The sequence below is a fragment of the Micromonospora parva genome, assembly GCF_000718515.1.
In the GTDB taxonomy this organism is placed as follows: domain Bacteria; phylum Actinomycetota; class Actinomycetes; order Mycobacteriales; family Micromonosporaceae; genus Micromonospora; species Micromonospora parva.
In genome coordinates this window covers 280,032-303,154 of the sequence record NZ_JNZS01000003.1, presented here as the reverse complement: position 1 = coordinate 303,154, position 23,123 = coordinate 280,032, and the positions used below count along the sequence as shown (strand labels likewise).

Genomic DNA, 23,123 nt, shown 5'->3' with positions numbered 1-23,123 from the left:
GCGTTCAGTGCTGCCTGGCGTAGGCGACGAACGCCTTCCAGGCTGCCGGGTCGACGTGCAGAGTGCCGCCGTCGCGGTCCTTGGTGTCGCGCACCAGCACCACGTTCGGCAGATTGTCGGCGACTTCGACGCAGGACCCGCCGTTGCCGCCGGACCGGGTCGACTTGCGCCATTGGGGGGTCAGCATGCCCATGACTTCGCCGCTTCCTTGATCAGCTCGGTTGACTGCCGGCGGGGGAGCACCTCGTTCCGCACGGGAGCGCCGTCCCCCCGCGTGATCGACTCGGCTTTCAGAAAAGCGAGGCTTCCCTGGTGCGGTGATGGCCCGACTTTCAGGAAGTCGAGTTGATCACGCACCTGGTGGCGGCGCCGGCAGAGGCGGCCGGGCTCTCGCTCTGACAGCCAGGTTTCGCGGCTTCACAGCTGGGGCAGAGTAGCCGCTACAGAGCCTCCGCGCCGGCGTTTCCGCAGCTTGCCGGCTCGGAGTCGGCTCGCCGTGCGCCGGGGCACGGATGCCCTTCCCCGGTCTTTCGCCGAGGAGAGGGGGAGGGCGATGACGGACCCCGACACGGCTCGACACCGACGCCGGCCGGTTGTTCGGCTGGGCGCGGCGGCTGCCGCGCTGGCACTCGTCGCGCCGCTGGCCGCGTGCGGCGCCGACGACGCGGGTGGCCCACCGACGATCAACCTGTACTACCCGCCCGAGCAGAACCTGCAGAAGGTCGTCGACGACTGCAACGCGCAGGCCCAGGGGCGGTACGAGATCGCCTACCGGGTGCTGCCCCGGCAGGCCGACGACCAGCGGGTGCAGATGGTGCGCCGGCTCGCCGCCGAGGACAGCGGGATGGATCTGCTCGGGCTGGACGTCACCTGGACCCAGGAGTTCGCCAGCGCCGACTGGATCCGCGAGTGGACCGGCCAGGACAAGGCCGAGGTCGAGCAGGGCACCCTCGCCGGACCGCTGGCCACCGCCCGGTACGAGGACAAGCTGTACGCGGCACCGAAGAACACCAACGTCCAGCTGCTCTGGTACCGCAAGGACCTGGTGCCGCAGCCGCCGACCACCTGGGACCAGATGATCAGCGCCGCCCAGCAGCTCAAGGAGCAGGGCAAGCCGTACCAGGTGCTCACCATGGGCGCCCAGTACGAGGGCCTGGTCGTTCTCTACAACACCCTCGCCGAGAGCGCCGGCGGGAAGATCCTCAACGACGACGGTACGAAGGCCGTGATGGACCAGGGCACCGTCCGGGCGTTGGAGCAGCTGAAGAAGTTCGCCACGTCGGGCGTGACGTCGCCGTCGTTCAGCAACGCCACTGAGGACCCGGTCCGGCTGGAGTTCCAGTCCGGCGCCGGCGCGTTCCAGGTGAACTGGCCGTTCGTCTACCCGGCTTTGCAGGAGGCGAACCCGGAGCTGGCCAAGCAGGTTGGCTGGGCTCGGATCCCGGGCATCGACGAGGGCACCCCCAGCAAGGTCACCATCGGTGGGGTCAACCTGGCGGTCAGCTCCTACTCCAAGCACCCCGAGCAGTCCTTCGAGGCGGCCCGGTGCATCCGCAGCGCCGAGCACCAGAAGTTCTCCGCCATCAACGACGGCGTTCCGCCCACCATCGAGGCGGTCTTCGACGACCCGGAGATGACCGAGGCGTACCCGATGAAGGACACCATCCTGGAGGAGCTGAAAGAGCCGGCGACGCGTCCGCTGACCCCCGCCTACCAGAGCATCTCCACGGTGATGTCGGCGATCCTGTCGCCGCCGTCCGGGATCAGCCCGCAGCAGACCGCCGACGAGCTGCGCGACGCCATCGCCGACGCCCTCCAGTCGAAGGGGGTCCTGCCGTGAGCGCTCGGAGTGAGCCGGTTTTGCGAGCCCCGCAGTCGCGAGAAGAGGTGACGCCGTGAGCATCAACGCCACGCCCACCGGCGCCGATGTCGCCGCCGACGAGACCAGTGGCGCCGCCGGCCGGCGCGCCACAGTGCCCGCCCAACGTGGCGGCCGTCGCAAGCCCCCACTGAGCGAGAACAAGAAAGCCGAACGCCGGCTCGGCCTGCTGCTCTGCGCGCCCGCCGCGCTGGTCATGATCGCGGTGACCGCGTACCCGATCATCTACTCGGTCTGGCTGTCGTTGCAGCGCTTCGACCTGCGCTTCCCCGATCAGCGTGAGTTCATCGGGTTGGAGAACTACGTCACGGTGCTCACCAACGAGTTCTGGTGGACCGCGTTCGGGGTGACCATGCTGATCACGGTGGTCACCGTGGCCGTCGAGCTGGTGCTCGGCATGGGCCTGGCGATCATCATGCACCGCACCCTGATCGGGCGCGGCCTGGTCCGGACCTCGGCGCTGATCCCGTACGGGATCGTCACGGTGGTCGCCGCGTTCTCCTGGCGGTACGCCTGGACGCCCGGCACCGGCTACCTGGCCAACCTGTTCAGCGACGGCGCGCCGCTGACCGAGCGGGCCAGCTCGCTGGCGATCATCATGCTCGCGGAGATCTGGAAGACCACCCCGTTCATGGCGCTGCTGTTGATGGCCGGGTTGGCGCTGGTGCCGGAGGACCTGCTCAAGGCGGCCTCCACCGACGGCGCGACCGCCTGGCAGAAGTTCACCAAGGTGATGCTGCCGGTGATGAAGCCGGCGATCCTTGTCGCGTTGCTGTTCCGCACCCTGGACGCGTTCCGGGTCTTCGACAACATCTTCGTGTTGACCGCCGGAGGCAACGAGACGTCGTCGGTGTCGATGCTCGCCTACAACAACCTGATCCGGGGCCTCAACCTCGGCATCGGCTCGACGATGTCGGTGCTGATCTTCATCACCGTGGCGATCATCGCGTTCGTCTTCGTGAAGCTGTTCGGCACCGCTGCCCCGGGTAGCGACGACGGAGAGAGGCGCTGACATGGCTGTCGAAACCACCACCCGGGCGAAGCTGCGCTGGGGTCTGCTCGACGTCCTCGTGGTCGTCTTCGCGCTGGTCCCGGTGCTGTGGATCGCGTCGCTGTCGTTCAAGACGCCGGCCACCCTCACCGACGGGAACTTCATCCCCCGGGAATGGACGCTCGACAACTACCGGACCATCTTCGACACCGACCAGTTCGTCCGGGCACTGATCAACTCGATCGGCATCGCGTTGATCGCCACGCTGATCGCTGTGGTGCTCGGTGCGATGGCCGCGTACGCGATCAGCCGGTTGGACTTCCCCGGCAAGAAGCTGCTGGTCGGCGTCTCCCTGCTGATCGCGATGTTCCCGCAGGTGTCACTGGTGTCGCCGCTGTTCGAGATCGAGCGTCAGCTGGGCCTGTTCGACACCTGGCCCGGGCTGATCCTGCCGTACATCACCTTCGCGCTGCCGCTGGCGATCTACACGCTGTCGGCGTTCTTCAAGCAGATCCCCTGGGACCTGGAGAAGGCCGCGAAGATGGACGGCGCCACCCAGGGGCAGGCGTTCCGGCGGGTGATCGCGCCGCTGGCCGCGCCCGGGTTGTTCACCACGGCGATCCTGGTCTTCATCTTCTGCTGGAACGACTTCCTGTTCGCCATCACGCTGACCTCCACCGAACGTGCCCGTACGGTGCCGGTCGCGCTGTCGTTCTTCACCGGCGAGTCGCAGTTCGAGGACCCCACCGGGGCGATCTGCGCCGCCGCAGTGGTGATCACCGTACCGATCATCCTGTTCGTCCTCTTCTTCCAGCGTCGCATCGTGTCCGGTCTGACCTCCGGCGCAGTCAAGGGATAGGTGGAAAGTCATGGCTGACATCGTGCTGGACAAGGTGAGCAAGAGCTTCCCGGACGGGACCGTCGCCGTGCAGGACGTCGACCTGGAGATCGCCGACGGCGAGTTCGTGATCCTGGTCGGGCCGTCCGGCTGCGGGAAGTCCACCACACTCAACATGATCGCCGGGCTGGAGGACATCAGCTCCGGTGAGCTGCGCATCGGCGGGCAGCGGGTCAACGACAAGGCTCCCCGGGACCGGGACATCGCCATGGTGTTCCAGTCGTACGCGCTCTACCCGAACATGACGGTGCGGGAGAACATGGCGTTCCCGCTGCGGCTGGCGAAGCTGGACAAGGAGACCATCAACCAGAAGGTCGACGAAGCGGCGAAGGTGCTGGAGCTGACCTCGCTGCTGGACCGCAAGCCGGCCAACCTCTCCGGTGGTCAGCGCCAGCGGGTCGCGATGGGCCGCGCCATCGTCCGCCAGCCGAAGGCGTTCCTGATGGACGAACCGTTGTCCAACCTCGACGCCAAGCTGCGGGTGCAGATGCGCACGGTGGTGTCCCGCCTGCAGAAGCAGCTCGGCACCACCACCGTCTACGTCACCCACGACCAGACCGAGGCGATGACCCTCGGCGACCGCGTGGTGATCATGCGGGGTGGCGCGGTACAGCAGGTCGGGCCACCGCAGGAGCTGTACGACCACCCCCGCAACCTCTTCGTGGCCGGCTTCATCGGCTCACCGTCGATGAACTTCCTGCACGCCGCCGTGCAGGACGGCGAGTTGCACACCGCCCTGGGGCAGGTGCCGCTCGGCGACCGTGTTCGCCGGGAGTTGGAGGCGGCCGACGCGCCCCGTGAGCTGATCCTCGGCATCCGGCCGGAGCACTTCGAGGACGCCGAACTGGTCGACGACGACACGCGTCGGCGGGGCATGGAGTTCGAGGCGCCGGTGGACATCGTCGAGTCGATGGGCTCGGACAAGTACGTCTACTTCACCGTCGAGGGTGAGAAGGCCAGCGCCGCCGAGTTGGAGGAGTTGGCCGCCGACGCGGGCGCCGCCGACTTCGCCGGTGCCGGCGGCAACCTGGTGACCCGGCTGTCCGCCGAGTCCCCGGTCGCCGAGGGGCAGACGCGGCGGGTCTGGTTCAACCTGGAGAAGATCCACCTGTTCGACCCGACCAACGGCCGCAACCTGACCCTGCACGAGGGTCGGGCCGCCGGCGCGCTCGCCGACTAGCCAGCTAGCCAGCTAGCGCCGATCTTGCAGTAACTGTTGTCGACATAGGTCGAACGCCCCTTATGTCGGGACAGAAAGTGCAAGATCGGCGCTGCCGGTGAGCGGGTGGGGCGCGGGGGTGGGAGGGTGGTTGCAGGTCACGTTTCGGGGCGGGGGATGGGGATGAACCGACGATTGGCCGCGCTGGCCAACGCGCACGGTGTTTCCACCTGGTACGAGGATTGGCGGCACCGCCGCGTCGAGGTCGCACCGGAAACCGTGGTGGGTGTGCTGGGGCTGCTCGGCGTGGACGCCACCAGCCCGGCAGCGATCGCCGACGCCCTCGCCGCCGTCCGCGCTGTCGACCGGGGCACCCTGCCGGAGACGGTCGTGCTCACCCACGGCCGCAGCCGGGCGCTGCCCGGCCCAGGGGTGCTCACCCTGGAGGACGGTGGTCGACGGGCGGTCGACGGTGAGTTGCCGGCCGACCTGCCGCTGGGTTGGCACCGGCTGGCCTGCGCCGACCGGGAGGTCACAGTGGTGGTGGTGCCGCGCCGGCTCCCGGTGCCACCCCGGGCCTGGGGCTGGATGCTTCAGCTCTACGCGCTCAATTCGGAGCGCTCCTGGGGCATGGGCGATCTCGGTGACCTCGCCGACTTCACCGAGTGGGCCGGGGCGACCGGGGCGGGGCTGGTGCTGCTCAACCCGCTGCACGCGGTGGGGCCGGCGCACCCGGTGGCCACCTCACCGTATTCGCCCGCCAGCCGACGCTTCGTCAACCCGCTGTACCTGCGGGTCAGCGACACCGCCGCGTACCGCGCGGCGGACCCGGCGACCCGTGCGGTGGTTGACGCGTTGCGCCCCGACCGGGGACCTCTGATCGACTACGACGAGGTGTGGTCCGCCAAGCGGCACGCCCTGGAGTTGCTGCACCCTCACGCCCGGCCGGTGGACCTCACCGCGGACCCGGCACTGACCAGCTTCGCCACCTGGTGCGCGCTCGCCGAGCGGCACGGCAACGACTGGCGGGCCTGGCCGGCGCAGCTGCGCCACCCGGACGCCCCGGCGGTCGCCGAGCAGCGTCGGCAGCTCGCCGACCGGGTCGCCTTCCACGCCTGGCTGCAACAGCTGTGCGACGAGCAGCTCGACGCCGTCACCGCGGCGGCCCGCGCGGCGGGGATGCCGGTCGGTGTCGTGCACGACCTGGCCGTCGGCATCGACCCGGGCGGCGCGGACGGCTGGCAGCTCGCCGACGTGCTGGCCCAGGGCGTGCGGGTCGGTGCCCCACCGGACGACTTCAACCAGCTCGGCCAGGACTGGGGCCTCGCCGCATGGCGTCCGGACCGGCTCGCCGCCACCGGCTACGCCGCCTACCGGGACATGCTGCGCCGGGCTCTGCGGCACGCCGGTGGCCTGCGGGTCGATCACGTCGCCGGCCTGTGGCGACTGTGGTGGGTGCCGCCGGGCGGCGGCGCGGCCGAGGGCACCTACGTGCGCTACGACGCCGAGGCGATGCTCGGCATCCTCGCGCTGGAGGCGCACCGGGCCGGCGCGGTGGTGGTCGGCGAGGATCTCGGCACCGTCCAACCGGCGGTGACCCGAGGGTTGCGGGGGCGCAACATGCTCGGCTCGACAGTGCTGTGGTTCGCCCGCGACGACAACGGTGACTTCGTCCCACCGGCCCGGTGGCCGCGCAACGCCCTCGCCACGATCTCCACCCACGACCTGCCCACCGCACCGGGCTTCCTCACCGGCGAGCACGTGCGGGTGCGCGACGAGTTGAAACTGCTCGGCACCGACGTGGCGGTGGAGCGGGCCCGCGCCGCCGCCGACCGCGACCGGCTGCTCACGATGCTGCGCACCGAGAACCTGCTGCCGACACCGACCGTCGACCCGGCACGGCCCGACGCGACAGCGACACCCGACGACGGCGAGGTGGTGGTGTCGATGCACGCCGCGCTCGCGGCCAGCCCGACCCGGCTGCTCGGCGTCTCCCTCTACGACGTGCTGGGCGAGGTGCGCCAACCCAACATGCCGGGCACGGTGGACGAGTACCCGAACTGGCGGCTGCCGCTGCCGGCCAGCGTGGCGCAGATCCGCGAAGATCCCCGGGTGAGGCGGATCGCCGACCTGCTCAGCGCCGCCCGCCCACGAGCGGCCGACCCGCCGCCGCGTGACGCCGTCGGTCAGGTCAGCCAGTCGAAGCGGGCCGGCAGCCCGAGGAAGTCGGCGTAGCGCCCGAGCGCCTGCTCCACCCGGGCCCGCGCGGCGACGTCCAGCGGCGTGAGCGGCCGGACGGTCACGGTGACCCCGGTGCGGGTGATCTTGCGCTTCCACACGCCGACCACCCGACCGGCGCGCACCACTGTGGCCTGGAAGATGCCGTTGTTGCCCGGCACCACCGCCGCCTGGTGGGCGGGGTCGAGCATCAACGTGCGGTCCCGGAAGCCGAGCAGGTACTCGTCGAAACCGGGCAACGCCAGCACGTCGTCCGCCGTGGCGCGCGGGGCGTCTGGCACTGCCGCGTCGACGTACATCGGTGTGCCGTCGACCCGTACGGTGCTCAGCGCGTCGTCGGCGGCGGTCAGGCCGCGCCGGGCGTCGGTGAGGGTGAGCCCGCTCCACCCGGCGAACTCGCGGTCGGTGACCGGGCCGTGCGAGCGAACGTAGCGGTGGGCGAGCACGGCCAGCGCCTCGTCCCGCTCCAACCGGCGAGATTCGGGTGCCCACTCGTCGAGCAGGGCGAAGGTCTGCTCGGTGCCGACGTTGGGCGCCACGCAGGTCACCCCGCGAACGCTCGCATACCACAGCAGGTGGTAGCCGCGCTGCCCGTCGGTGCTCAGGCCGGCGGCCCGCAGGGCGGCCAGGCACTGCGCGCGGGTGAGCCGACCACCGCCGGCCAACGCGGCACCCAGGACGTCCACCGCCCGGTCCGCGTCGGCCTCGCTGAGCCCGAGCTGCGCCCGCCGGGTCGCCACGGCGGCCAGCGATCGGACACCGGTCAGCTCCAGCATCCAACGGGCGTCGGCGGACGGCACGAGGTGCACGGTGCCCCGCATCGGCCAGGTGCGCAGCGCCTCACGCCGCTCCAACGCCGCCTGCACGTCGGTCACCCGGCAACCGGGCAGTCGGGCCCCCAGCGACCACAACCCGCTGGCCAGATCCTGTGCCTGCATCGCGCCGAACCACTCGACCACCTCGGCGACGGTGCCGGGTCGGGTGCTCGGCTGCGGGCGCAGCAACAAGCTGGTCATCCGCAGCGCGAGCGCCTCGGCCGCGCTGAGGTCGACAGGCATCGGGCGCTCCTTTTCGTGGCCGGGCGGCCAGCCTAGGCCCGACCACCGACACTCCTGCTGGTGGGAGGCGTAACCGGGGTCTTCGGGGGAATGCGGCTCGCCGGAAGTGCGCGCGCCGCGCGTACGGAAGGGATTCTCATGACTGCCGCAAGCGAGCCGGCCCGGGGTGCCGGCGTAACGGCCGGGTCCCGCGGCCACCGGGGGGACGCCCGCGCCAAGACCAGCGCCGCAGCGACCTTCGCCCTGGTGTTCGGAGTGGCCGGCCTGTTCAGCGTGTTGACGGCGATCCTCGCCTGGCTGGGGCTGGTGCTGGGCATCATCGGGATCATCCTCGGCATCGTCGGGCTCAAGATGGCGCGCCGACCCGGGGTCACCGGTCGTGGCGTGTCCATCGGCGGCCTGGTGCTCAGCATCCTGGCCGTGCTGATCGGGCTCGGCCTGGCCGCGGGGATCACCACGTTCGTCAACAACGAGAACGCGGTGAACCGCCTGCAGACCCAGGTCGACAAGCTGCGCGACAAGCTCGACTGACCCACGTGTGCCGGTCCGGGCCGGCCCGCCCACCCGTCCCGGGCAGCACAGTAGGGTGGGCGGCGTGCTCCGCCAGGTCACCGCGATCCGCTACGTCACCCCGCTCCGCGAGGGTGGGTCGCTGCCGGGCGTGGTGGAGGCCGACGACCTGGGCACCTACGTGGCGAAGTTCCGCGGCGCCGGGCAGGGGCCCAAGGCGCTCATCGCCGAGGTGATCTGCGGCGAGCTGGCCCGCCGGCTGGGGCTGCGGGTGCCGCCGCTGGTGGTCCTCGACATCGACCCGGTCATCGGGCGGGCCGAACCCGACCAGGAGGTGCAGGAGCTGCTGCGCGGCAGCGGTGGCGCCAACCTCGGGATGGACTTCCTGCCCGGGGCGCTGGGCTTCGACCCGGTGGCGCACCCCGTCGACCCGGCGCTGGCCTCCCGGGTGCTCTGGTTCGACGCGTACGTGGAGAACGTCGACCGCAGTTGGCGCAATCCGAACCTGCTCGTCTGGCACCGGGAGCTGTGGCTGATCGACCACGGCGCCTCGCTGTACTTCCACCACAACTGGCCGCGCGCCGACGCCGCCGTGCACCGGGCCTACCGCGCGGACGATCACGTGCTGGCGCCGTACGCGTCGCGGCTGGCCGAGGCCGACGCCGAGTTGGCCCCCCAGGTCACCCCGGAGCTGCTCAGCGAGGTGCTGGCCCTGGTACCGGGGGAGTGGCTGACCGCCGCCGACTTCGACACGGCCGACGCGGCGCGCGAGGCGTACCTGCACCACCTGACCCGCCGGGTCGCCCGCACGGCCGACTGGCTGCCACCGGGGAGCGGGGCATGAGGCAACCCTTCGAGTACGCGGTGATCCGGCTCGTACCCCGCATCGAGCGCGGCGAGCAGATCAACGTCGGGGTGTTGCTCTACTGCCAGCAGCGCGACTACCTGGCCGCGCGGACGCACCTGGACGCCGACCGGGTGCACGCGCTGGCCCCCGACGTCGACCTGCCGGCGGTGGCGGCGGTGCTCGACTCCTGGGACCGGACCTGCTCCGGTGACGGGCCGGCGACCCGGATGCGCCTCGGCGAGCGGTTCCACTGGCTGGCCGCGCCGCGCAGCACGATGATCCAGACGGGGCCGGTGCACACCGGCCTCACCGCCGACCCGGCGGCCGAACTGGACCGGCTGATGGCGACCCTGGTCCACTGAGCGCGGGCGGGGCGGACCCGGTCCCCTGATCGCGCTACGCCAGCTCCGTTGCCGGCGGAGCGCGATCCCCCGTTCAGGCGCCCGGTGCGGGGCGACGGCTCGATCCCGCCGGCACCGATGGCATCAGGATCGTCGTCCGCGCGCGGCGCCGGGCCGGAACGCCCCGGAAGTTGCGGAAAAATTGAGCCGGCGGCCGGCGGCCGGCGGCCGGCGGCCGGCTGACGGACGAGGGTGACCGGTGGCGCGGGCGGGGGCTCTCGGCCCGTCCGCGCCACCGGTCAATCCAGCCCTACCCCCGGGGCACTGTGACTATGCGCCGTCGCGCGTCGCGGACAGCGCCTGCGTACGCGCCGCCGGCAGCAGATCGGCCAACAGCTCGCTCAGCACGGCGAGCCCGTCCGGGCTGAGCACCGACTCCGCGTGGAACTGCACCCCGGCGAAGCCGCGCCCCCGCAGGGCGTGCACGGCACCGTCGCCCGGGTCCCGGGCCAGCTCCACCGGCCCGTACGCGGTGGCCAACCGGTCGGCCTCGGCGCGGGCGGTGAACGTCGAGTAGAACCCGACCCGGCGGGTCCGCCCGAACACCGGTACCTCCCGCTGCAACCCCTGGTAGGGCGCCTCCCGGCGGTGCAGCGTCAGCCCCAGCAGCCCGGCCAGCACCTGATGGCCGAGGCAGACCGCGAGGGTGGGACGACCGGTTGCCAGCAGCCCGGTCAGCAGCGAGCGCAGCGCCACCATCTTCGGCGCGTCCGCGCTGCCCGGGTCACCCGGCCCGGGACCGGCCACCACCAGGTCGTAGTCGTCGACCGGGCCGCTCGCGTGCCACGGCCGGGTGGTCACCGCGAGGCCCAACGCGCTCAGCTGGTGGGCCAGCATGGCGGTGAAGGTGTCCTCGGCGTCCACGATCAACGCCCGGCGGCCGACCAGTGCGGGCAGTCCGGGCGCGTCCGGTGACCGCTGGTCCAGCCAGAACCGCGCCAGCGGTGCGTTACGCGCGGCCAGCGCGTCGCGTACCGCCGGGTCGTCGGCCAGCCGCGCGACCGGCCCGCGGTCGCCGACGGACGCCGCCGGACCGAGGCCGAGCGCGGCCAGCACACCGGCGGCCTTGGCGTGCGTCTCGGCCACCTCGCCGGCCGTCGTCGAGTGCCGGACCAGGGTCGCGCCGACCGGCACCCGCAGTCGGCCGGTGGGGGAGATCTCGGCGGTCCGGATCAGGATCGGGGCATCGAGCGTCTGCCGGCCGGCCTCGTCGTGACCGAGCAACGCCAGCACACCGCCGTAGTAGCCCCGACCCCGGCGCTCGTGTCGGGCGATCACCCGGCAGGCGTTCTCGATCGGGCTGCCCGTCACGGTGGGGGCGAACATCGTCTCGCGCAGCACCTCCCGCACGTCCCGGGTGCCCCGCCCGGCGAGCAGGTACTCGGTGTGCGCCAGGTGCGACATCTCCTTCAGGTACGGCCCGATCACCTGCCCACCGTGTTCGGCGACGGTGGCCATCATCTTCAGCTCCTCGTCGAGCACCATGTACAGCTCCTCGACCTCCTTCGGGTCGGCGAGGAAACGCAGCAGGGCCGTCCGGTCCGCGACGCCGCCCGGGCAGCGGAAGGTGCCGCTGATCGGGTTCATCATCACCAGCCCGTCGTCGACGCTGACGTGCCGCTCCGGACTGGCGCCGACCAGCGTGCGGGTGCCGGTGTGCACCACGAACGTCCAGTACGCGCCGCGCTCGCCGACCAGCAACCGGCGCAGTGCGGCCAACGCGGCCCGCAGCGGCGGACCCTGCACGGTGGCGTGCAGGGCGCGGTGGATCACGAAGTTCGCGCCCTCGCCCCGACCGATCTCCTCGGACAGCACGCGCTGCACGGTCCGCGCGTACTCCTCGTCGCTGACGTCGAAGCCGGCGTCGGTGGTGTGGACCGGCTCGTCGGGCAGCGTGGCGAGGGCGTCGGCCAGTGCGATCCGCTGGTGGGCGCTGACCTGGAGGAACTCCAGCGGGGCACCGTCGTCGACGCAGGCGAAACCACGTTCGGTGATCTGCCGGTACGGCACGAGGGCCAGCGTCCGGGCCCCGGGTGGGCCCGGCGGCAGCGGAATGTCGGTGAGCCCCTCGGCGGTGTCGACCGGGCCGGTGAACAGGTCCAGTTCGTCAGCGCCGTCGCGGCGCAGCAGCGCGAAGGGGCCGGGGTCGACGCCGTGCGTGACGGCGGCGAGCAGGTCGGTCAGCTGGGTCATCGGAATCTCCGTCGGGCCGGGTGCCGCCCTCGGGCGGCCCTGGAACCGGGAGATCCGGCGACCGCCTCGATGGCGGCCGCGTGGATGGAGCTACGCGCGGGGGATGGCCGCCGGGTCGGCGGGCCACCAACTGGTCAGGTGCGCGAGCATGTGATCCACCCTACGCGCCCGTCGCCCCGCTGGCACGGGGTAACTTGACCGGCGATGAACATTCTCGCGCTCGACCTGGGCACCTCCTCGGTACGCGGGCTGGTGCTGGACGCGGACACGCAGCCGCTGCCCGGCGCACTGGCCCGCCGCAAGGTCGACCTCGCCATCGGCGACGACGGCACCGGCACGCTGTCCGGCCGGGACTACCTGGCGAGCCTGGTCGAGTGCCTGGACGAGCTGGCCGAGTCGGGGCACCTGCACGACGTCGACCTGGTGGCGGTCTCCGCCCAGTGGCACTCGGTGCTTCCGCTGGACCGCGACGGCGCTCCGCTGGGCCCGGTGGTCACCTGGCTGGACACCCGGCCCGCCCCGGTCGGCCGCACCGCCGGACCGGCGGACCCGGACGGCTTCCACCAGCGCACCGGCTGCTGGTGGCACCGGTCGTACTGGTCGATGCGGTTGCCCTGGTTGCGCGAGCAGTCCGGCACCCCGATCGCCCGGTTCGTCGGTCTGCCCGAGTACGTGCTGGGTGAGCTGCTCGACACCGCGCCCATGTCGATCTCCCAGGCCTCCGGGACCGGTCTGCTGGATCTGCGCACCCTGCGCTGGGACGATGAGGCGCTGGCACTGGCCGAGGCGACACCGGCGCAGCTGCCGCCCCTCGGCGAGCTGGACTGGCACGGCCGGCTCCGGGTCGACCTGGCTCGTCGGTGGCCGCAGCTGGCGCAGGCCCGCTGGTCACCGCCGGTCGGTGACGGAGGGGCGTCGAACGTCGGCTCGGGCTGCGTCGACCCGAGCCGGGCCGCCGTCACAGTGGGCACCTCCGCAGCCGTACGGCTGATGCAGCGGATCCCGGCCGGCGAACCGATGCCCCGCCTGCCGGAACGGTTGTGGCGTTACCGAGTCGACCACGACCACGTGGTGACCGGTGCCGCGTACGCCAACGGCGGCAACCTCTTCGCCTGGGCGAACCGGGAGTTGCGGTTGCCCCAGGGCGCGGAGCTGGACGCGGCGCTGGCGCTGGTGCCGGCGGGCGGTGGTCGACCGGCGGATCCCCGCTTCGGCGGCGACCGGGCACCCGGGCTGGCTCCGGCGGGCAGCGGAGCGCTGCGCGGGCTCAGCTTCAGCACCACATCTGTCGACATCCTGGCCGGGCTGATGCAGGGGCTGTGTGAGCTCGTCGCCGACGACCTCGGGGTGTTGGAGTCCACCATCGACAAACCGGTCGGCGTGGTGCTGGGCGGCGGCGCGGTTGCCGCCTCGGTGTGGTGGCGGCAGGCCTTCGCCACTGCGCTCGCACCGCGACCGGTATCGCATCAACGCAACCCGGAAATCGGCGCCACCGGTGCCGCGTTGGTCGCGCTGGGGCGCTTCGGTGACGCGATCGAGCTCGCCGACATCGGCCGGACGGACGAGCTGGTTTTACCGACCACGGCAGGACGGTCCCACCCGCAGTATCCTTCCTGAACCTCGGCCTCGCCCGGGCCGTTGACAGCGGTACCGAGCCTGGTTGGATGGACTGCGCTCCCCCGACCGCGGTGGACGCGGTAGGACGGAGGAGGCAGGGTGGCGGCAGGTCCCGACCCGGCGAACGGTGCGGTGTCGAACCATCGCCGCCGCCGCTTCGACGTCCGAGTCGTTCCGCATCGACGGCGGTCACCGTTCCGGCTGCGCGACTGGCGGATGAGCACGAAGCTCGCCACCGTGCTGGTGGTGCCGTCGATGGCGTTCCTCCTGCTCGCCGGGGTGCAGACCAGCACGCTGGTGGGGCGGACGACGGCGTTGAACGACTTCTCCAGTCAGGTCGGCATCGGCCGCCAGATCACCGCCGCGGTGCACCACCTCCAGCAGGAGCGCGACCGCTCGGCGGGGGAGCTGGGTGAGCTGCGTAAGGGTGGTGACCGGCAGGCCGCCGCGAACGACCTGAAGCCGTTGCAGGCGGCCACCGACAAGGCCATCGTGGACCTCAGCCGGGCCGCCGAGCCACTGGCGGACGCGGACGCCTCCTGGCGGGTGGCCTTCTCCGAGGCGTTGGAGGCGTACGACCAGGTGGTCGACATCCGCGCGGCGATCCCACCGGCGGTGCTCAGCAGCGAGACCATCCTGAGCAACTACCACCGGGCGGTCGGGGCGTTGCTCGACCTGCTCGCCGAACCGACGCCGGGTCAGAACCAGCCGGCGCTGAACGACGCGGTGCTGCGCTACGTCCAGCTGGCCCGGGTCAAGGAACTGTCCTCCCGGGTGCGGGGTCAGCTCTACGCCGCCGCCCGCGCCGGTGCGTACGGCACCGAGGACCGGGTGATCCTCGCCGACCTGCGCGGCCAGCAACTCACCGCGCTCGGCGCGTTCCGGGTGGCCGCGACCAGTGCGCAGATCCGCCGCTACGACGAGACATCGGTGTCGCCGATGTTTCTGGTCGCCACCGATCTGGAGGAGCGCAGCCTGTCCTCCGGTGGCGCGTCGCCGCAGGTGCTCCCGTCGGAGCAGTGGTGGTCGGCCAGCCAGCAACGCCAGGAGTCGCTGCGCCAGCTCGAGGCGGGCGTGCTCGACGACGCCGTGCGGCAGGCCGAGGAGGCCAGCGCCGACCAGCTGCGGGCGACCCTGCTGGTGGTCGGCGGGGTCGTGACGGTCCTGCTGGCCGCCCTGCTGATCTCGTTGCTCATCGGCCGGTCGGTCGCCCGGTCGATGCGGCTGCTGCGCAGCCAGGCGCTGCGGATCGCCCAGGTCGAGTTGCCCGACGCCCTGGACCGGCTGAAGACCGTCACCGGCGGGGTGCCCCGCATCGAGGTCGCGCCGGCGGTGGTGCGTTCGCTCGACGAGATCGGCGAGCTGGCCGAGGCGTTCGTGGCGGTGCACCGCAGCGCGGTCACTGTCGCCGTCGAGCAGGCGCTCATGCGGCGTAACGTCAACGCGATGTTCGTCAACCTGGCCCGGCGCAGTCAGGTGCTGGTGGAGCGCCAGTTGGAGCTGCTCGACGACCTGGAGCGCGAGGAGAGCGACCCGGACCAGCTGGAGAACCTGTTCAAGCTCGATCACCTGGCCGCCCGGATGCGCCGTAACGACGAGAGCCTGTTGGTGCTCGCCGGCACCGACTCGACCCGCCGGTGGAACCGGCCGGTCGGTCTCGGTGCGGTGCTGCTGGCCGCCGCCGCCGAGATCGAGCAGTACCAGCGGGTCCGGATCGAGTCGGTGGCGGACGTGCACGTGGTCGGGCACGCCGTCGGCGAGCTGGTGCACCTGCTGGCCGAGTTGCTGGAGAACGCCACGGCCTTCTCCCGCCCGGACACCGTCGTGGTGGTGACCGCCCGGGTCGGAGCGGGCGGTCCGCTGATCGAGATCGTCGACCGTGGTCTGGGCATGAGCCCGGCCGCGCTGGTGCAGGCGAACGAGGTGCTGGCCAGCCCGCCGGCCGCGGACGTGGCGGCGGTGGAGCGGATGGGGCTCTTCGTGGTCAGCCACCTGGCGGCCCGGTTGGGCCTCCGCGTGCGGTTGGAGGGCGGCGAGGATGGCCTGGTCGCCCGGCTCGTCCTGCCCGCCGAGTTGCTGGCTGCCCCGGGCAACGTGGAGCTGGACGCGCCCCCGTCGGCGCGGATGCTGGCGGCGAGCGCGGCGCGAGGGCTGGCTGCGCAGCCCGGGGCGGGCTGGCCGGGCGCTGCCGCCGCACCGGGCGCTGCGGTGCGGGACCTGCCGGTGGCCGGCCGCCCGCCGGGCGTCGGCGTGCCGCGTCAGGGCCGCCCGATGCCGGTGCGCGCCGAGGACGTGCTGGCCCCGGCCGCTGCCAACGGCAACGGCAACGGTGGGGGCTGGTATTCGCGGCAGGGCCCGACCTCACCGGTGGTGCCCGCACCGGCGGCGCCACCGACCATCCCGGTGACCGCAGGCACCAACGAGCGGGGACTGCCGGTGCGGGTGCCCATGGCGCAGTTGAGCGCTGTCACCCGTTCGGCCCAACCGATGACGGCACCGACCCGCACCGACCCGGACCCGGAGGCGGTCGGCGGCATGCTCTCGCGGCTCTACAGCGGAGTACGGCGCGCCGAGGCTGAGGACACCACCGAGATACCCGTGCCACCGTCCGGGGGGCACGACGAAGGGGGACGACGACAGTGACGACGTTGAGCCAGGAGGCGCGTGACCTGAGCTGGCTGGTGAGCGCGTTCGCGGAGCGGGTGCCGGGTGTGGCGCACGCGGTGGTGGTCTCCTCCGACGGGCTGCTGGTGGCGATCTCCGATCACCTGCCGCGTGACAACGCGGACAAGCTCGCCGCGGTGACCTCCGGGCTGATGAGCATCACCGCGGGCGCGGCCCAGATGTTCGACGGCGATGTCGTCAAGCAGACGGTGGTCGAGATGGGCCGTGGCTACTTCCTGGTGATGCAGATCCGCGACGGTTCGATTCTGGCGACCTTGGCGGCCGGTGACGCGGACATCGGCGTGGTGGGCTACGAGATGGCCCGGCTGGCGAAGCAGGCGGGGGAGATGCTCACCCCGGCCCTGCGGGCGGAGTTGCAGCAGGCGCTGCCCCGCTGAGTGAGCCGGCCGAGCCCGGACGGTCACCGGCTCACCCGAGCCGAGCCGTCCGGGCCCGGCGGTCCGGGTGGCGGCGCGTTCAGAAGCCGCCGTCGGCGATGACGGAGCGGTACCAGGTGGCGCTGCTCTTGAGCACCCGCCGCTGGGTGGGGTAGTCGACGTAGACCAGGCCCCAGCGCTGGTCGTAGCCCTGGTCCCACTCGAAGTTGTCGAGCAGTGACCAGACGTGGAAGCTCTCCAGCGGCACCCCGTCGGCGATGGCCCGGTGCGCCGCGGTGAGGTGGTCGCGCAGGAAGCTGATCCGGCCGGTGTCCTGGACGGTGTCGTCCGCGTCCAGGGTGTCCGGGGTGGGCAGCCCGTTCTCGGTGATGGTGAGCGGGATCGGGCCGTAGTCGCGGGTGATCCGGGTGAGCAGGTCGTACATCCCCTCGGGGTAGATCTGCTGCCACTCGGCCTCGGAGGTCGCCCACCGGTGCGCGGTGCCGCCGTCGGCGGTGACGTAGATCGGGGTGTAGTACTGCACGGCCAGCAGGTCGACCGGCGCGGAGATGACCTTCAGGTCGCCGTCGCGGATGCCCTGGACCATCCGGCTCTGCGGGCCCAGGTCGGCCAGCAGGTCCTCCGGGTAGCTGCCCTTGAACAGCGAGTCGAGGTAGAGGCGGTTCTCGTAGGCGTCGTAGAGGTGGGCGGCAGCGGCCGCCTGCGGGGAGTCGTCGGCGGGGTAGCAGGGGTGCAGGTTGAGCGCGGGGCCGATCCGGCTGTCGCTGCCGGTGGCCCGCAGCGCGCCGACGGCGAACCCGTGCGCGAGTTGCAGGTGGTGGGCGACCAGGTAGGCGGCGTCCGGGTCCTGCCGGCCGGGGGCGTGGTGGCCGGTGAGGTAGCCGTTCTGCACCACGGTCTTGGGCTCGTTGATGGTGAGCCAGGACGGCACCCGGTCGCCGAGGGCGCGGAAGACCACGTCGGCGTAGTCGGCGAAGCGGTGGGCGGTGTCGCGCGACTCCCAGCCGCCGGCGTCCTGGAGCGCCTGGGGCAGATCCCAGTGGAAGAGGGTGGCCATCGGGGTGATGCCGCGCTCGTGCAGGCCGTCGAGGAGGCGGCGGTAGAAGTCGAGGCCGCGCTGATTGGGCGTGCCGGTGCCGTCGGGTTGGATCCGGGGCCAGGAGATGGAGAAGCGGTAGCTGCGCAACCCGAGGTCGCGCATGAGGTCGAGGTCCTCGGCGTACCGGTGGTAATGGTCGATGGCCACGTCGCCGGTGTCTCCGTTGCGGGTGCGCCCCGGGACGCGGCTGAAGGTGTCCCAGACCGACTCGCCGCGCCCGTCCTCCTTGGTGGCGCCCTCGATCTGGTACGCGGAGGTGGCCGCGCCCCAGCCGAAGTTGTCCGGGAAGCGCAGCGGGCCGGCGGGCCCAATAGGTATCGACATGGATTCTCCTCATGGATACGGGGCCACCGCCGAAAGATTCGGGAGCGCTCCCATGATAGGGCAGGCGCTGCCGGCTGGTCAGCCGGCCGTCATGGCGGCCGGCGCTGGCGAGTGGGAGACGGGTGTGGCCCCGAGCAGCGAACGAGGCCGTCCGGGCGGCGCGGCGCGCCTGTCCCGTCGGCCTCTTTTCCTATCGTGTACGGGGGTTTAGTGTGGGGACGGGGGAGGGCAACCCCCGTCCCCACCGTAACTGCACACACACGGGCGGAATTTGGGTCCTGCCGTGCGTGTCGCGCGGGAGCCGGGCCACGCGAGTGGCTCTGGTTCCACCTCCCTCCCTGTGGCGGGACGATGGCTGACGACGGCGTCCGGGCTGGCCCGTCGTCGGCCCTCGGTCTGGTTCCCTGAGCTCGTCAGAGACGATCCCAGCGATCTTCTTGTTGGAACCTTGTCGATGGAAGCGCTCCCATCGACCGATGTTGCGACTGTAACGCCCGTCACGCCTTTGTGAAAGCCCCAAAACGAGATCGAAACAAGGAGCTGATCCGAGGCTCCGTGCGCTTGTTGTGGGAGCGCTTCCATGGCACACTGTCGATTCGACGCGACAGGAGCCACATCGCGTGAGTGCGGGTCCACCGAGGGCAGCCGGCAGCACCAGCTCCGGTCACGGTCACCCGATCAGCCGGCGGGACCCCTCCCGTGCGGGCTCGCACCGCCGAACCCCGGCCGGGCCCGGGGGAGACCACCTTCCCGGCGCCTCGACATCCCCGCGCACCACCACCCTCGCGGGCAGGCGCCTCGCCGGGGACCATCCCGGCCTGGTCCGAGGAGACACCGCGCACATGAGACAACTGGCAATACGCCGCCGCGTGGCGCTCGCCGCCGCCGCGCTGCTCGCCATCGGCGGGGTGACCCTGCCTGCCGGCGCCGCACAGGCCGCGCCCGCCTGCGACGTGGTCTACGCGACCAACGACTGGAACACCGGCTTCACCGCCAACGTCACCATCAAGAACCTGGGCGACCCGATCACCAACTGGACGCTCAAGTGGACCTTCCCGAACAGCGGTCAACGCGTCACCCAGGGCTGGTCGGCCCGGTACAGCCAGACCGGCAGTGAGGTCACCGCGACCAACGAGTCGTACAACGGCAACCTCGGCACCGGGGCCTCCACCACCATCGGCTTCAACGGCGCCCACACCGGGAGCAACCCGAAGCCCACCGCGTTCACCATCAACGGCACCCCGTGCAACGGCACCCCGGCCAACCAGCCGCCGACGGTTTCGCTCGGCCTGCCGAGCGGGCCGTTCACCGCACCGGCCGACGTGCCGCTGACCGCCACCGCCAGCGACCCGGACGGGACGATCAGCAAGGTCGAGTTCTACCGCAACGGCCTGCTGATCAACACCGACACCAGCGCCCCGTACGCCTACACCCAGGAAGACCTGCCGGCCGGCAGCTACACCGTGCAGGCCAAGGCGTATGACAACGCCAACGGCATCGGGGTCGACGAGAAGGCATTCACCGTCGGCGCCGCCAGCGGCCCGACGCTGGTCGCCACGCCGTCCGCGGTGAGCGTCGCCGAGGGTGGCACCGCCACCTTCAACCTGAAGCTCAGCGCCGCGCCGACGGCCAACGTGCCGGTCACCCTCACCCGCACCGGTGACACCGATGTCACGGTCTCGCCGAGCACCGTCACGCTGACCCCGAGCAACTGGAACACCGGGGCCACCGTCACGGTCGCCGCGGCCGAGGACGCCGACACCGTCGGCGGCGCCGCCACCATCACCGCCACCGCCACGGGTCTGGCCTCGCTGGCGGTCACCGCCACCGAGATCGACAACGACACCCCCGGCGGCGACAACACCTACATCGCGAAGTTCCTCGAGCAGTACGGCAAGATCAAGAACTCGGGTTACTTCAGCCCCGAGGGCGTGCCGTACCACTCGGTGGAGACGCTGATCGTGGAAGCCCCCGACCACGGTCACGAGACCACCTCCGAGGCGTTCAGCTTCTGGCTCTGGCTGGAGGCGAACTACGGGCGGGTCACCCAGAACTGGGCCCCGTTCAACAACGCGTGGACCGTGATGGAGAAGTACATCATCCCGACGCACGCCGACCAGCCGACCGCCGGCTCCGCGGGCACCCCGCAGTACGCCGCGGAGTACAACCTGCCCAGCCAGTACCCCTCGGCGCTGGACCCGAACGTCCCGGTCGGCCAGGACCCGCTCCGCTCGGAGTTGCAGTCCACCTACGGCACCGGCGACATCTACGGCATGCACTGGCTGATGGACGTCGACAACACCTACGGCTTCGGCCGCTGCGGTGACGGCACCACCAAGCCGGCGTACATCAACACCTTCCAGCGGGGCACCCAGGAGTCGGTGTGGGAGACCGTCCCGCAGCCGTCCTGCGACACCTTCAAGCACGGCGGTCAGTACGGCTACCTCGACCTGTTCGTCAAGGACACCGGGGCCCCCGCCAAGCAGTGGAAGTACACCAACGCTCCGGACGCCGACGCCCGCGCCGTGCAGGCCGCGTACTGGGCGCTGACCTGGGCCAAGGCGCAGAACAAGCAGGCCGACGTCGCGGCCACCATCACCAAGGCCGCCAAGATGGGCGACTACCTGCGGTACGCGATGTTCGACAAGTACTTCAAGAAGATCGGCAACTGCGTCGGGGCCAGCACCTGCCCCGCCGGCAGCGGCAAGGACTCGGCGCACTACCTGCTGTCCTGGTACTACGCCTGGGGCGGCGCGTACGACACCAGCCAGAACTGGTCCTGGCGGATCGGCTCCAGCCACAACCACTTCGGCTACCAGAACCCGTTCGCGGCCTGGGCGCTGACCAACACCCCGGAGCTGGCGCCGAAGTCGCCGACCGCCGCCAGCGACTGGACCAAGAGCCTCGACCGGCAGCTGGAGTTCTACACCTGGCTGCAGTCCGCCGAGGGCGGCATCGCCGGTGGTGCCACCAACAGCTGGGACGGCAGCTACGCCCAGCCGCCGGCCGGCACCAGCACCTTCTACGGCATGTTCTACGACGTCGACCCGGTCTACAACGACCCGCCGTCGAACCAGTGGTTCGGCATGCAGGCCTGGTCGATGCAGCGCATCGCCGAGCTGTACCTGCAGACCGGCAACGCGAAGGCCAAGGCGCTGCTGGACAAGTGGGTGCCGTGGGCGATCGCCAACACCACCCTCGGCACCAACTGGTCCATCCCGTCGGACATGGCGTGGACCGGTCAGCCGACCACCTGGAACCCGTCCAACCCGCAGCCCAACACCAACCTGCACGTCGAGGTCACGGTGAAGGGCCAGGACGTCGGCGTCACCGCCGCCTACGCCCGGACCCTGATCGCGTACGCGGCCAAGTCGGGCAACGTCGCGGCGAAGGACACCGCCAAGGGGCTGCTCGACGCGCTGTCGTCCGCCAGCGACGCCAAGGGCGTGTCCACCACCGAGAAGCGTGGCGACTACCGGCGCTTCGACGACGTCTACAACGCGTCCACCGGACAGGGCCTCTACGTCCCGTCGGGCTGGACCGGGAAGATGCCGAACGGCGACGCCATCGCCGCCGGCAAGAGCTTCCTGGACATCCGGTCCTTCTACAAGAACGACCCGGACTGGCCCAAGGTGCAGGCGTACCTGGACGGTGGTCCGGAGCCCGAGTTCAACTACCACCGGTTCTGGGCGCAGGCTGACGTCGCCATGGCGTACGCCGACTACGGCAGCCTGTTCCCGAACGGCTGATACGACCCGGGGTGGGTGGCGTGGACCGCCCACCCCGGGGTCCGGCCCGGTCCGGGGAACGACGGACCAGGGCTGGCGGACGGCCTGACACCCACGGTCAGGCCGGGGTGGGCCGGCCATCTGGCCGACGCAGCGGATCGGCTGGCCCGCCCCACCGCCCGGACTGAAGCTAGCCGCGAAAAAGCCCAGAAATTCGGGCCGTCGCGGGATCACACCGAGGTCCGTGACGGAGTAACGTACGTCACCGGAGAGGCCGCTCCCCCCGTGGCGGCCTCTCCACTTTTGCAGCGAGTCCGCGCCGCCCCGCCGCACCGGCGAGGCGGCGCGACCGGTTCAGCGAGGCGGCACGACCGGGTGACGCAGCCCCGGGTGCCCGGCCGGCAGCGAGCGCCGCAGCACCACCCAACTCAGTGCCAGCGCCGCCGCCACCAGCGGCCAGGTCAGCGCCACCCGGGCCACCACCAGCGCGAGCACCTGCCCGCCCAGGTAGAGCGGCACGAACACGGCGACCCGCAGCAGGTACGTCGCCGTCCACACCCAACTCGCCCGGCCGTACCCGCGCAGCAGCACCGGGTCGCGCCGCCATCGGGCGCGCTGGCCCAGCACCGCGCCGACCAGCACACCGAGCAGTGGCCACCGCACCACGATGCTGACCGTCCACGCCAGAGCGCTCGCGGCGTTTGACAACACCTGGATCAGAAAGAAGTTCTCGGCCCGACCGGTGCGCACCGCGATCAGCGCCGCGACACAGACGGCCAGCAGCCCGATCAGGACCGAACGCGGCCGGTCACCCCGACGCAGGCGTACGCCGGCCACCACCGCGCCCACTGCCAGCGCCGCGCCGACCCCGCCCCACAGCGACTCGCCGCCCCACAACCACCCCGCGGCGAACGCCAGCGGCGGCAGTGTGGCGTCGATGGCGCCGCGTCGCCCGCCCAGCAGATCCGTCAGCGACTCGGCCCGCGCTGGCTCTCCCGGACCGGTGTCGACGCCGGCCCGCGCCGGCCCTTCCGGCCCCGGATCGCCGCCTCTGCGCTGCTCCGGACCGGGCTCGGCCGGGCAGCTGTCGCGCTCCGGTGTTCCGCTCACCACCGCCTC

17 protein-coding genes are annotated in these 23,123 nt (G+C 71.6%); 12 read left to right on the top strand and 5 right to left on the bottom strand.

Going from position 1 to position 23,123, the window contains the following annotated elements:
* Positions 1 to 4 precede the first annotated feature (4 nt).
* Complete coding sequence (locus IF22_RS0104530; RefSeq protein WP_030328693.1) at positions 5 to 187, bottom strand: DUF397 domain-containing protein; 183 nt, start codon at positions 185 to 187, stop codon at positions 5 to 7.
* Between the two features lie 366 nt (positions 188 to 553).
* On the opposite strand from IF22_RS0104530, the gene IF22_RS0104525 reads away from it, so the two are divergent.
* From IF22_RS0104525 to malQ, 5 genes are all read left to right on the top strand, one after another.
* Positions 554 to 1,840, top strand: coding sequence for an ABC transporter substrate-binding protein (locus IF22_RS0104525; protein ID WP_030328691.1), 1,287 nt, complete (start codon positions 554 to 556; stop codon positions 1,838 to 1,840).
* Positions 1,841 to 1,895: 55 nt separating this feature from the next.
* Entirely contained in the window at positions 1,896 to 2,891 is a 996-nt protein-coding gene (locus tag IF22_RS0104520; RefSeq protein WP_030328688.1) for a carbohydrate ABC transporter permease, read from the top strand.
* Between the two features lies 1 nt (position 2,892).
* Complete coding sequence (locus IF22_RS0104515) at positions 2,893 to 3,729, top strand: carbohydrate ABC transporter permease (protein WP_030328686.1); 837 nt, start codon at positions 2,893 to 2,895, stop codon at positions 3,727 to 3,729.
* Positions 3,730 to 3,739: 10 nt separating this feature from the next.
* Positions 3,740 to 4,948, top strand: coding sequence for an ABC transporter ATP-binding protein (locus tag IF22_RS0104510; RefSeq protein ID WP_030328684.1), 1,209 nt, complete (start codon positions 3,740 to 3,742; stop codon positions 4,946 to 4,948).
* A gap of 162 nt (positions 4,949 to 5,110) precedes the next feature.
* Positions 5,111 to 7,162 carry a 4-alpha-glucanotransferase gene (gene malQ / locus IF22_RS0104505; protein WP_245233523.1) on the top strand — a complete coding sequence of 684 codons (2,052 nt, stop codon included), beginning with the start codon at positions 5,111 to 5,113 and terminating at the stop codon, positions 7,160 to 7,162.
* Here malQ and IF22_RS0104500 read toward each other — a convergent pair.
* Positions 7,114 to 8,223, bottom strand: a complete 1,110-nt coding sequence (locus IF22_RS0104500) for a winged helix DNA-binding domain-containing protein (RefSeq protein ID WP_030328680.1) — start codon at positions 8,221 to 8,223, stop codon at positions 7,114 to 7,116. The two genes, malQ and IF22_RS0104500, sit on opposite strands and share 49 nt — an antisense overlap.
* Before the next feature lie 138 nt (positions 8,224 to 8,361).
* Here IF22_RS0104500 and IF22_RS0104495 point away from each other — a divergent pair, with 138 nt between their 5' ends.
* From IF22_RS0104495 to IF22_RS35590, 3 genes are all read left to right on the top strand, one after another.
* Positions 8,362 to 8,754 carry a hypothetical protein gene (locus tag IF22_RS0104495; RefSeq protein WP_030328678.1) on the top strand — a complete coding sequence of 131 codons (393 nt, stop codon included), beginning with the start codon at positions 8,362 to 8,364 and terminating at the stop codon, positions 8,752 to 8,754.
* Between the two features lie 64 nt (positions 8,755 to 8,818).
* Positions 8,819 to 9,577 (top strand): HipA family kinase, encoded by a 759-nt coding sequence (locus tag IF22_RS0104490; RefSeq protein WP_030328676.1) that lies wholly within the window; start codon positions 8,819 to 8,821, stop codon positions 9,575 to 9,577.
* Positions 9,574 to 9,942 (top strand): DUF3037 domain-containing protein, encoded by a 369-nt coding sequence (locus IF22_RS35590; protein ID WP_030328674.1) that lies wholly within the window; start codon positions 9,574 to 9,576, stop codon positions 9,940 to 9,942. The genes IF22_RS0104490 and IF22_RS35590 overlap by 4 nt, the downstream gene beginning before the upstream one ends.
* 309 nt (positions 9,943 to 10,251) lie before the next feature.
* Here IF22_RS35590 and IF22_RS0104480 read toward each other — a convergent pair whose 3' ends face one another.
* A complete protein-coding gene (locus IF22_RS0104480; protein ID WP_030328672.1) occupies positions 10,252 to 12,174 on the bottom strand; it encodes an anthranilate synthase family protein in 1,923 nt (640 codons plus the stop codon).
* 204 nt (positions 12,175 to 12,378) lie between these two features.
* Between IF22_RS0104480 and IF22_RS0104475 the strand changes: the two genes are divergently transcribed.
* The 3 genes from IF22_RS0104475 (at position 12,379) to IF22_RS0104465 (ending at position 16,853) form a co-directional block, all read left to right on the top strand.
* Entirely contained in the window at positions 12,379 to 13,791 is a 1,413-nt protein-coding gene (locus IF22_RS0104475) for an FGGY family carbohydrate kinase (protein ID WP_030328670.1), read from the top strand.
* 99 nt (positions 13,792 to 13,890) lie between these two features.
* A complete protein-coding gene (locus IF22_RS0104470; RefSeq protein ID WP_030328668.1) occupies positions 13,891 to 16,434 on the top strand; it encodes a sensor histidine kinase in 2,544 nt (847 codons plus the stop codon).
* Entirely contained in the window at positions 16,431 to 16,853 is a 423-nt protein-coding gene (locus IF22_RS0104465; protein WP_030328666.1) for a roadblock/LC7 domain-containing protein, read from the top strand. Before IF22_RS0104470 ends, IF22_RS0104465 begins: the two co-directional genes overlap by 4 nt.
* A gap of 79 nt (positions 16,854 to 16,932) precedes the next feature.
* Here IF22_RS0104465 and IF22_RS0104460 read toward each other — a convergent pair whose 3' ends face one another.
* Positions 16,933 to 18,276 carry a GH1 family beta-glucosidase gene (locus IF22_RS0104460; RefSeq protein WP_030328664.1) on the bottom strand — a complete coding sequence of 448 codons (1,344 nt, stop codon included), beginning with the start codon at positions 18,274 to 18,276 and terminating at the stop codon, positions 16,933 to 16,935.
* Between the two features lie 842 nt (positions 18,277 to 19,118).
* Here IF22_RS0104460 and IF22_RS0104455 point away from each other — a divergent pair.
* Complete coding sequence (locus IF22_RS0104455) at positions 19,119 to 22,025, top strand: glycoside hydrolase family 48 protein (protein WP_030328662.1); 2,907 nt, start codon at positions 19,119 to 19,121, stop codon at positions 22,023 to 22,025.
* A 333-nt stretch (positions 22,026 to 22,358) separates the two neighbouring features.
* Here IF22_RS0104455 and IF22_RS0104450 read toward each other — a convergent pair whose 3' ends face one another.
* Positions 22,359 to 22,967, bottom strand: coding sequence for a DUF3159 domain-containing protein (locus IF22_RS0104450; RefSeq protein WP_210865367.1), 609 nt, complete (start codon positions 22,965 to 22,967; stop codon positions 22,359 to 22,361).
* Between the last annotated feature and the right edge of the window lie 156 nt (positions 22,968 to 23,123).

Coding starts and splice junctions, on each gene's coding strand:
- IF22_RS0104530 (WP_030328693.1), bottom strand. CDS start 187: ATGCTGACCCCCCAATGGCGCAAGTCGACCCGGTCCGGCGGCAACGGC.
- IF22_RS0104525 (WP_030328691.1), top strand. CDS start 554: ATGACGGACCCCGACACGGCTCGACACCGACGCCGGCCGGTTGTTCGG.
- IF22_RS0104515 (WP_030328686.1), top strand. CDS start 2,893: ATGGCTGTCGAAACCACCACCCGGGCGAAGCTGCGCTGGGGTCTGCTC.
- IF22_RS0104510 (WP_030328684.1), top strand. CDS start 3,740: ATGGCTGACATCGTGCTGGACAAGGTGAGCAAGAGCTTCCCGGACGGG.
- malQ (WP_245233523.1), top strand. CDS start 5,111: ATGAACCGACGATTGGCCGCGCTGGCCAACGCGCACGGTGTTTCCACC.
- IF22_RS0104500 (WP_030328680.1), bottom strand. CDS start 8,223: ATGCCTGTCGACCTCAGCGCGGCCGAGGCGCTCGCGCTGCGGATGACC.
- IF22_RS0104495 (WP_030328678.1), top strand. CDS start 8,362: ATGACTGCCGCAAGCGAGCCGGCCCGGGGTGCCGGCGTAACGGCCGGG.
- IF22_RS35590 (WP_030328674.1), top strand. CDS start 9,574: ATGAGGCAACCCTTCGAGTACGCGGTGATCCGGCTCGTACCCCGCATC.
- IF22_RS0104480 (WP_030328672.1), bottom strand. CDS start 12,174: ATGACCCAGCTGACCGACCTGCTCGCCGCCGTCACGCACGGCGTCGAC.
- IF22_RS0104475 (WP_030328670.1), top strand. CDS start 12,379: ATGAACATTCTCGCGCTCGACCTGGGCACCTCCTCGGTACGCGGGCTG.
- IF22_RS0104460 (WP_030328664.1), bottom strand. CDS start 18,276: ATGTCGATACCTATTGGGCCCGCCGGCCCGCTGCGCTTCCCGGACAAC.
- IF22_RS0104455 (WP_030328662.1), top strand. CDS start 19,119: ATGAGACAACTGGCAATACGCCGCCGCGTGGCGCTCGCCGCCGCCGCG.